The organism is Sphingomonas sp. CCH9-E2 (assembly GCF_001557215.1).
Classification (GTDB): domain Bacteria; phylum Pseudomonadota; class Alphaproteobacteria; order Sphingomonadales; family Sphingomonadaceae; genus Sphingomonas.
Window position 1 is genome coordinate 1 of the sequence record NZ_LSJM01000416.1, and the last position, 8,801, is coordinate 8,801.

10 protein-coding genes and 1 tRNA gene are annotated in these 8,801 nt (G+C 66.9%); 2 read left to right on the forward strand and 9 right to left on the reverse strand.

Annotated features, from left to right (window positions below):
• From pheT to AX681_RS18790, 8 genes are all read right to left on the reverse strand, one after another.
• The coding region (pheT, locus tag AX681_RS18755; RefSeq protein ID WP_066682610.1) for a phenylalanine--tRNA ligase subunit beta at positions 1-2,107 on the reverse strand (2,107 nt) is incomplete at its 3' end.
• Positions 2,104-3,192, reverse strand: a complete 1,089-nt coding sequence (gene pheS, locus AX681_RS18760; RefSeq protein WP_066658937.1) for a phenylalanine--tRNA ligase subunit alpha — start codon at positions 3,190-3,192, stop codon at positions 2,104-2,106. The genes pheS and pheT, both read right to left, overlap by 4 nt.
• 51 nt (positions 3,193-3,243) lie before the next feature.
• Positions 3,244-3,867, reverse strand: coding sequence for a LysE family translocator (locus AX681_RS18765; protein ID WP_066658939.1), 624 nt, complete (start codon positions 3,865-3,867; stop codon positions 3,244-3,246).
• Between the two features lie 81 nt (positions 3,868-3,948).
• Complete coding sequence (gene rplT / locus AX681_RS18770) at positions 3,949-4,314, reverse strand: 50S ribosomal protein L20 (protein WP_010543146.1); 366 nt, start codon at positions 4,312-4,314, stop codon at positions 3,949-3,951.
• Between the two features lie 13 nt (positions 4,315-4,327).
• Positions 4,328-4,531, reverse strand: coding sequence for a 50S ribosomal protein L35 (rpmI, locus tag AX681_RS18775; RefSeq protein ID WP_066581118.1), 204 nt, complete (start codon positions 4,529-4,531; stop codon positions 4,328-4,330).
• Between the two features lie 150 nt (positions 4,532-4,681).
• The gene (locus AX681_RS18780; protein WP_197421864.1) at positions 4,682-5,053 is read right to left on the reverse strand and encodes a ribosomal maturation YjgA family protein; all 372 of its coding nucleotides are present in this window, start codon (positions 5,051-5,053) and stop codon (positions 4,682-4,684) included.
• Position 5,054: 1 nt separating this feature from the next.
• Positions 5,055-5,837: a histidinol-phosphatase gene (gene hisN / locus AX681_RS18785; RefSeq protein WP_066682612.1), complete on the reverse strand. Its 783-nt coding sequence runs from the start codon at positions 5,835-5,837 to the stop codon at positions 5,055-5,057.
• A 41-nt stretch (positions 5,838-5,878) separates the two neighbouring features.
• On the reverse strand, positions 5,879-6,652 hold the full coding sequence (locus AX681_RS18790; RefSeq protein ID WP_156442673.1) for a DUF1134 domain-containing protein: 774 nt from the start codon (positions 6,650-6,652) through the stop codon (positions 5,879-5,881).
• Positions 6,653-6,818: 166 nt separating this feature from the next.
• On the opposite strand from AX681_RS18790, the gene AX681_RS18795 reads away from it, so the two are divergent.
• Positions 6,819-6,908 (forward strand) — tRNA-Ser (locus AX681_RS18795).
• A 36-nt stretch (positions 6,909-6,944) separates the two neighbouring features.
• Here the strand turns inward: AX681_RS18795 and AX681_RS18800 are convergent.
• Entirely contained in the window at positions 6,945-7,580 is a 636-nt protein-coding gene (locus AX681_RS18800; protein WP_066658941.1) for a TetR/AcrR family transcriptional regulator, read from the reverse strand.
• Between the two features lie 82 nt (positions 7,581-7,662).
• Here AX681_RS18800 and AX681_RS18805 point away from each other — a divergent pair, with 82 nt between their 5' ends.
• Entirely contained in the window at positions 7,663-8,799 is a 1,137-nt protein-coding gene (locus AX681_RS18805) for an ABC transporter permease (RefSeq protein ID WP_066658943.1), read from the forward strand.
• The last annotated feature ends 2 nt before the right edge of the window (positions 8,800-8,801 follow it).

Consider the following 8,801-nt stretch of genomic DNA (forward strand, 5'->3'; position numbering starts at 1 on the left):
CGAACCCCGTCGCGCGCTTGGCGGGGATCGCGTCGAGGAAGATTTCGACCGCGGCGACCGGGCCGTCGAGGTCGAAGCGCTTGGTCAGGCTCGGGTGGAGCATGCCGAAGGCGGCGAGCACCGTTTTCGGCCCCAGCCGCAGCGTCGCCGACTGGCCGGGGTGCCAGGCCGCGCCCGTTTCGCCCATGACCTGAAGGTTGGCAACCGGCGCACCGGCCGCTTCGAGCAATGCCAGTGCCTCACCTTTGGCATCGAACGCACCGAAGGGCTGCGCCTTGCCGTTCGCCCAGCCGCGCGGGTTGCGCTCGCCCGCCAGCAGCACGGTGAGGGTCAGGCGCTCACCATCGGCCAGATAACGGCGGCCGAGTTCGAACAGGCGCACGGCTGTAGCGCCGCGCTTCACATTGCGCGCCGCCGCCATCATCAGGCCGGGCAGCAGCGAGGGGCGCATGACCTTCAGGTCTTCGCTGATCGGGTTGGCGAGCGTCCATGCGCCGCCACCGACCGCTGCGGCCTCGCTCTCGGAGATAAAGCTCCAGGTCACCGCCTCGTTGAGGCCGCGCGCGGCGGCGGTGCGGCGGATGCGGCGCTCCAGTTTCTGCTCGGGCGTCGCGGTCGGCTTGGCGACGCCGGGTGCGCGGGGCAGGGGGGTGGAGGGAACCTTGTCGATCCCCTCGATCCGGATCACTTCCTCGACCAGATCGGCGGGGCCATCGACGTCACGCCGCCAGCTCGGCGCGGTCACGCGGAAGCCGTCACAGCCGTCGATCGACTCGCACGGATCGCCATTGGCGTCGAGCGGCTGGACGGTGAAGCCGAGCGATTCGAGAATGTCCTTCTGCCGCTCCGCCGGGATGGCCAGGCCACCGAGCGTCTCGGCGAGCGTAGGGTCATAGCCGGTGGTGATGCCGACCTTTGGCACCGCGCCCGCGCGGGTCACTTCGCTCGCGGTGCCACCGCAAATCTGCGTCACCAGCCGCGCCGCGATCGCGATGCCGTCCTCGAGGAACTCCGGGTCCACGCCGCGTTCGAACCGGGTGCGCGCGTCGCTGGTCAGCAGCAACTTTTGCCCCGCGCGCGCAATCGCCTCCGGCTCGAAATAGGCGCATTCGATCACGACATCGGTGGTCGTTTCCGACACGCCGGTATCCTCGCCGCCCATGATGCCGCCGATATCGTGGACACCATTGTCGTCCGCGATCACCGTGATGGTCTCGTCGAGCGTGTAGGTCTTTTCGTTGAGCGCCAGCACCTGCTCGCCCGGCTTTGCCTTGCGCACGGTCAGCGCGCCGGACAGCTTCGCCTTGTCATAGACATGGAGCGGGCGGCCCAGGTCGATCATCACATAGTTGGTGATGTCGACCAGCGCGCTGATCGGACGCTGACCGATCGCCTTCAACCGGCTCTGCATCCATTCGGGCGCGGCACCGTTGGTGACGCCGCTGACGGTCTGCCCGAAATAGGCGGGGCAGCCCTCGGGCGCCTCGATCCGCACTTCCGGCCCCGCGCCGCTGGTCGCCACCGGAGTGGCGTCGAGGGGCTTGAGCGTGCCGAGACCTGCTGCGGCGAGGTCGCGCGCGATGCCGCGCACGCCCATGCAATCCTGACGGTTGGGCGTGATCGACACGTCGATCACCGGGTCGTCGAGCCCGGCATAATCGGGGAAGGGCGTGCCGACCGGCGCATCCTCCGGCAGCTCGATGATGCCGTCATGATCGTCGCCCAGCTCCAGCTCGCGGCTGGAGCACATCATGCCGTTCGATTCGACCCCGCGCACCGCGGCGACCTTCAGCACCATGCCATTGGCGGGCACGGTCGCGCCGGGCAGGCCGAGCACGCCGACCAGACCGGCACGCGCATTGGGCGCGCCGCACACGATCTGCAGCGGGTTGCCGTCTCCGGCATCGACCGTCAGCACCTGCAGCTTGTCCGCCTGCGGATGGCGCTCGGCGGTCAGCACGCGCGCAACCTTGAACGCCGCCAGCGCCGCGCCGGGATTCTCCACGCCCTCGACCTCGTGCCCGATGCGGTTCAGGGCATCGAGAATCGCGGTCAGATCGGCATCGGTGTCGAGATGCTCCCTGAGCCAGCTCAGCGTGAACTTCATGCGCCGACTCCCCCCGAAAGCGTGGGCACGTCGAGCGCCGAGAAGCCGTAATGCTTCAGCCAGCGCAGATCGCCGTCGAAGAATGCGCGCAAATCATCCATCCCATATTTGAGCATCGCCAGCCGATCGACCCCGGTGCCAAAGGCAAAGCCCTGCCATTCATCGGGGTCCAGCCCGCACGCCTCGATCACCCGGCGATGGACCATGCCGCTACCCAGCACCTCCATCCAGCCGCCACCCTCGGCATCGCCCGACCCGCCGATCACGCGCTTGCCATTGATCCACGTGAAACCGACATCCACCTCCGCGCTCGGCTCGGTGAAGGGGAAGTAGCTGGGGCGCAGGCGCAGCACGATGTCGTCGCGCTCGAAATAGGCCTTGAGGAAGGTCTCCAGCGTCCATTTGAGGTGGCCGAGGGTGATGCCCTTGTCGATCACCAGCCCCTCGATCTGGTGGAACATCGGCGTGTGCGTCGCGTCGCTGTCGCTGCGATAGACGCGGCCGGGCGCGATGATGCGGATCGGCGGCTGTTGCGACGTCATCGTGCGGATCTGCACCGGCGACGTGTGCGTGCGCAGTACCATCGGCCGCTCATGCTCGCCCGCGAGGTAGAAGGTGTCGTGCATCGCGCGCGCCGGATGCGTCTCCGGGATGTTGAGCGCGGTGAAATTGTGCCAGTCGTCCTCGATCTCCGGACCCGTCGCGACGGCAAAACCCATGTCGGCGAAGATTTCGGCGAGCTCGTCCATCACCTGGCTGATCGGGTGGACCGTGCCGGCGGCGACGCCATCGACCGGCAACGTCATGTCGAGCGTCTCGCTGGCGAGCTTCGCTTCAAGCGCAGCGCCCTCCAGCGCCGCCTTGCGCGCTGCCAGTGCCTCGGTCACCGCTTCGCGCAGGCCGTGGATGCGCGGGCCGGTCTCCTGCCGCTCTTCGGGGCTCATGCCGCCCAGCGTCTTGAGCAGCCCGGTCACCACGCCCTGCTTGCCCAGCGCGTGGACGCGCACCGCCTCCAGCGCATCGACGCCGGTGGCCGCGTCGATCGCGGCGAGAAGATCGGCCCTGAGTTGGTCGAGATCGGTCATGGGAATTCCGTTCAATGGTCTAGTGGCCCGAACCGCAGTCGGGCGCGAAGGTCAAGCCCGACTGCCCAGCAAAGCGACGCCGAACGCGATGAACACGCCGCCGGTGACGCGGTTGAACAGCCGCTGGCGGTTGGCCGGCGCAAGCCATGCGGCGAGCGAGCGGCCGCCCAGCGCATACATGCTGAACCAGAACGCCTCGATCACCGCAAAGCTGGCGATCAGGATCGTGAGCTGCGGCGCGAAGGGGGCGCTGGTATTGATGAACTGCGGAAACAGCGCGGCGGCAAAGATGATCAGCTTGGGGTTGGAAAAACCGGTGCCGAGCCCCGTGCCGAACATCGCGATCAGCAAGGGCGGGGCGGGCTTCTCGGCAGAGGCATCGTTGCCCCCGACCGGCGCGCGCCACGCCTTGATCCCCAGCCAGACGAGATAGCCGACCCCGGCATAGCGCAGCGCATCGAACAGCATCGGCGATGCCTTGAGCAACGCCCCAAGGCCCGCCGCCGACGCAAGCAGGCAGACCAGATTCGCGGTCATCAACCCCAGCATCGACGCGATCGACCGGCGCGCGCCATGATGGATGCTCTGCACCATGACGTGAAGCATGTTCGGCCCCGGCGTCGCGGAGATCAGGAACACGGCGGTGACATAGAGCCACCAGGTCTGGAGCGTCATCGTTCGATCCTTGCTCGGCCAAGAAAAAGGGCGCCGGTGGATGGTCCACCGGCGCCCCGATTTCGGTCGCTACAGGCTGCCTCAGGCGGCCTGGGGCAGAGCCGCCTTCGCCTGCGCGATGATGGCGGTAAACGCCTCACCTTCGTGCATCGCGATGTCGGCCAGGACCTTCCGGTCCAGCTCGATGCCGGCGAGCTTCAGCCCGTGCATGAACTGCGAATAGGTCAGGCCTTCGGCGCGAACGCCGGCGTTGATGCGCTGAATCCACAGGGCGCGGAAGCTGCGCTTCTTAACCTTGCGGTCGCGATAGGCGTACTGGCCGGCCTTTTCGACGGCCTGGCGCGCGATGCGGATGGTGTTCTTGCGACGGCCATAATAGCCCTTCGCCTGATCCAAAATCCGCTTATGCTTCGCCTTGGTGGTGGTGCCGCGCTTAACACGTGCCATGGTCTGCTACTCCTTACTTGAGGCCGTAGGGCGCCCAGAGGCGCACATGGCCGGCATCAGCTTCGGACAGGACCGACGTGCCGCGGTTGGTGCGAATATACTTCGCGTTATGGCTGCTCAGGCGGTGACGCTTGCCGGCGACGCCGTGCTTCACCTTGCCCGTTGCGGTGAATTTGAAGCGCTTCTTCACACCGCTCTTGGTCTTCATCTTGGGCATTTTCGTCTCCTTTTACGCGCGACGATCACGAACAGCCCCGGCAGCCCTTGTTAGCCGGGCGGTTCCCCTGAATCGCGGAAAGGCGGGCGCTTAGCGGGTTGGCGGCGGTTTGGCAACCGGTTGCGCCGCCGAGCCGCGCCTCCCGATCCATCAACGCCGCCCAAGCATGCGTTCGGCCACCACGGCGACACCCGCCCCGGCGGCGTAGGCAAGGAAATCCTTCCAGTCGAATCCGGTGCCGAGCAGCGTGCGCGCGAGCCGGCTGTCGCGCCAGCCGAGCAGGTCGAGAATGCCGATCCATTGCCCCAGCTCGACCAGCGCAGCGACCGCAAATGCCGCCGCCGCTGCAGGAACCGCCCCGATGCGCGTGGTTGCACGCAGCCCGCAATAGACCAGCAGGACCGCAAGCGTGTCGCCGAGATGCGGCCGCACGAATCGGTCGCGAATATAGAGCGCGATCGCCACCTCGATCGCGAACAGGGTCACCGCCGCCAGCGCATAGCCGCGGTGCAGGCGCAGCATCTCAATGCCCCCGGCAGGCAAGCGCCTCGACGATGTCCTCGATTCGCGCCGGATCGCCCGCCGCGATCACCTCGCCAGTGCTTCCCGCATGCAGCGGATCGCCCTGCCAGTCGCACATGCGCCCGCCGGCGCCCTCGACCACCGGCACCAGCGCGGCGAAATCGTGCAGCTTCAGCCCCGCCTCGATCACCAGGTCGAGATGCCCCGACGCGACCAGTCCGTAATTATAGCAGTCGCCGCCGAGCACCGTGCTCAGCACGGCCGAATCGACATGCTCGAATGCGTGGAGCTGATCGTCGGTGAACAAAGCGGGGGAGGTGGTGGCGAGCAGGGCCTGTGACAGCTCGCGGCACCTGCGCGATTCGGCCGGCTTGCCGTTGAACAGCGTCGGACGCCCGGTCACGCCGAGCCAGCGTTCGCCGATGATCGGCTGGTCGATGATGCCCAGCACCGGCCAGCCATCCTCCAGCAATGCGATCAGCGTGCCGAAGATCGGCCGCCCGACGATGAAGCTGCGCGTCCCGTCGATCGGGTCGAGCACCCAGGTCCGCCCGTTCGATCCGGCGCGCTCTTCCTCTTCCTCCCCGATGATGCCGTCCATCGGGCGCTCGGCGACGATCAGTCGCCGCATCGCCGCCTCCGCCGCCTTGTCGGCGAGCGTGACGGGCGAGGCATCGTCCTTGGTCTCGAGGCCATGGTCGGCGCGGAAATAGGGGCGGATCGCCGCGCCCGCCGCATCGGCGAGGCGCTGGGCGAGATCGATATCGGCTTGGGACACAGGCATCCGCCCCGCCTAGCGGGGCGAAGCGCAGAATAGAAGGCCGGTCAGAACGGCAACCAGCGGCGCTTTTCGCTGAACTTCATATACCCGACATTGGCGCCCGCGCGCCAGCCGACGCCCAGACGCACCGGGATCAGCACCACGTCGCCGCGGCGCAGATAGGTGGCGGAAAAGCCGCCAACGAAGTAAAGGCGGCCCTCACCGGCGGGGAAGCGCTTGTACAGCTCCTGGCTGTCATAGAGGTTGTAGACGAGCACGAACACCTTGTTGGCGTCGCCGCCGATGTCGAAGCCGACCGACGGGCCGGTCCAGTAGACGTCGCGCTCGCCCTCGACCGCGTGCACCATCTTGCCCGATCCATAGCGCAGGCCGACGACCACCGCGCCCGATCCTTCCGACCCGGCGATATAGGCATTGGGCTCGCCCTGATCCTTCAATATGTCCTCGATCAGCGCGGCGAGGCCGGTCGCACCCTTGCCGAACACGCCCTCCGCCGCCGAGACCAGCCGCACCCGGTCGAACGTCACCGGCGCTTCGGGTTTGGTCAGGCCGCCAGCCTGGGCGCTGCCCTGCGCCGGGGCCTGTTCCGTCGGAGCGGCCGGCTGCTGCCCGTCGGCGGGTGGAGCCTCATAGGGCGCGCCGGGGTCGACCTTTTCGTCCTGCTGCGCGGGTTGTGCAGGCTGGGCGGGGATCGCGGTCCGCGGCCGGTCGAGATCGGCATCGATGGCGGTATCGGGATCGACCTTCTGGATCGTCTGCGCCTGCACCGGCGCGACTGCCAGCGCCGGCACCGCCAGCGCCATTCCGATCCACCGCATCAACCGTTGCATATAATCCCTCCGCAGCATCGCACATAGGCCGCGCGATGGCAGTGCGGCAATGAACCGGCGATGACCCGAGTCGATTTCGCGCCCAGTCGTCGCAAATCCGTCCATTGATCGCCAGCCAGACGCTCGCTATAGCGCGCCTTCGCCGCAGGCATCCGGAGACGTGGGTGAGTGGCTGAAACCAACGCTTTGCTAAAGCGTCGTACGGGGAACCGTACCGAGGGTTCGAATCCCTCCGTCTCCGCCACTGCTGTCGACTAGCTGCGACCCGAGGTCACTTGGGTCAGTTTCCCGGCCCGGTCGCATAGGCGCGACAAAAGGTTTCGACCGCGGCCCTTATCCGGGCGTGATTGCGCTCCGCGTCAATGGGACAGCCGAAGCGGCGCTCCAGATCGCCCAGGCCCTTGCACATCGCGACGAATTGTTCGGCCGCCAATTCCGGGTCGGCCACCGCAATCTCGCCCGCGTCGCGCAGCGCGCATAGCAGCGCGGCAAAGGCGCGCAGCATCTGGCGCGGCCCGGCCTCCAGAAAAGCTTCGCCGATGGCGGGATCATGTTCCGTCTCCGCCGCGACGCGCCGGTCGAACTGGACCATTTCCGGGCGCGACATGAATGCGGTCATCGCCGCGCCGATCGCTTCCAGCCGCTCGCGCAACGACAGGCCCGGCATCGGCGCGATGCTGAAATGATCGCCCATGCGCGCGCATTCGCGCTCGACCGCGGCGGCGAACAGGCCGCGCTTGTCGCCGAACTGATTATAGATCGTGACCTTGGACACATGGGCGTCCGCTGCAACCTGCTCGATCGCGGTCGCGGCAAAGCCATGGTCGAAAAAGGATCGGGTGGCTGCGTCGAGGATCGCCTGGCGCTTTACCGGGTCGATCGAGCGTTGCGCACGCGTAAGGGTTTCGCTTGACAGAGTGAACGGTCCCGTTCATTTGAACGACAGCGTTCAACATAGCCTGAGTCGATGCCGTGGCGCAAGCAGGGGGCAGTTTCGCATGATCTGGATTGCCATCCGCATGCTCACCGGCGACGCCCAGAAATTCTATGGGCTGGTGTTTGGCATTGCCTTTTCGACGCTGTTGATCACGCAGCAGCTGACGATCTTCGTCAGTCTGCTCGAACGCGGGGCCAGTGCGGTGTTCAACGTGCCGACCGCCGATATCTGGGTGATGGATCGCGTCAGCCGCACCACCGACGTCGCCTATCCCATGCCCAGTACTGCGCTCGACAAGGTGCGGTCGGTCCCCGGGGTGGAATGGGCGGTGCCGCATTTGCGTGCGGCTGCGTCGGTGCGCACGGGCGACGGCGATCTGGAGGGCGTGGCGATCGTCGGGGTCGACGATGCGACGCTGATCGGCCTGCCGCGCCGGATGGCACAGGGCAGCATCGACGTGCTGTCGCGTCCCGACACGGTGATCATCGATGATGTCGGCACCACCAACATGTTCGAAGATGGCCGCAGCCCGATCGGCGAGCGGCTGGAGCTCAATGATCAGCGCGCGGTGATCCGCGGCATCGCCGACGCAATTCCGAGCTTTACCAGCCAGGTCACGCTCTACACCAAATACAGCCAGGCGCTGCGCTACGTCCCCGGCACGCGCAACCGCCTGTCCTTCGTGCTGGTCGGCGCTGCGCCGGGTGTGGATCATCAGCAGCTGGTCGCGCGGATCGAGGCGGAGACCGGGCTGCGCGCCCGCACCCGCGACCAGTTTGCACAGGACGGCATCGACTTCATCATCGAGAATACCGGCATTCCGATCAATTTCGGAATTACCGTCGCGCTTGGCTTTGTCGTCGGGGTGGCGATCGTGGGGCTGACCTTCAGCCTGTTCATCCGCGACAATATCAAGCAGTTCGGCGCGCTGAAGGCGATCGGCGTCGCCAATGGCACGATCCGCCGTATGGTCGCGGCGCAGGCTGGGCTGGTCGGGCTGATCGGCTATGGCCTTGGCGTGCTCGGCACGATCGCGTTCATCTGGGGCTTTTCCGCCGTCCCGACCTTCAAGGGTTTCTACATCCCCTGGCAGATCCCGCTGATCAGCCTGGTCGCAGTGGTGCTGATCCTCGCGCTCACTGGCTGGATCGCGCTGCGCCGCGTGCTCAAGACCGAACCCGCGGCGGTGTTCCGGTGAGC

Bases quoted from the DNA above. Each gene is read 5' to 3' on its own strand.
- AX681_RS18805 (WP_066658943.1), top strand. From the start codon at position 7,663: ATGATCTGGATTGCCATCCGCATGCTCACCGGCGACGCCCAGAAATTC.
- pheS (WP_066658937.1), bottom strand. From the start codon at position 3,192: ATGACCGATCTCGACCAACTCAGGGCCGATCTTCTCGCCGCGATCGAC.
- AX681_RS18790 (WP_156442673.1), bottom strand. From the start codon at position 6,652: ATGCGGTGGATCGGAATGGCGCTGGCGGTGCCGGCGCTGGCAGTCGCG.
- rpmI (WP_066581118.1), bottom strand. From the start codon at position 4,531: ATGCCCAAGATGAAGACCAAGAGCGGTGTGAAGAAGCGCTTCAAATTC.
- AX681_RS18765 (WP_066658939.1), bottom strand. From the start codon at position 3,867: ATGACGCTCCAGACCTGGTGGCTCTATGTCACCGCCGTGTTCCTGATC.
- hisN (WP_066682612.1), bottom strand. From the start codon at position 5,837: ATGCCTGTGTCCCAAGCCGATATCGATCTCGCCCAGCGCCTCGCCGAT.
- AX681_RS18780 (WP_197421864.1), bottom strand. From the start codon at position 5,053: ATGCTGCGCCTGCACCGCGGCTATGCGCTGGCGGCGGTGACCCTGTTC.
- rplT (WP_010543146.1), bottom strand. From the start codon at position 4,314: ATGGCACGTGTTAAGCGCGGCACCACCACCAAGGCGAAGCATAAGCGG.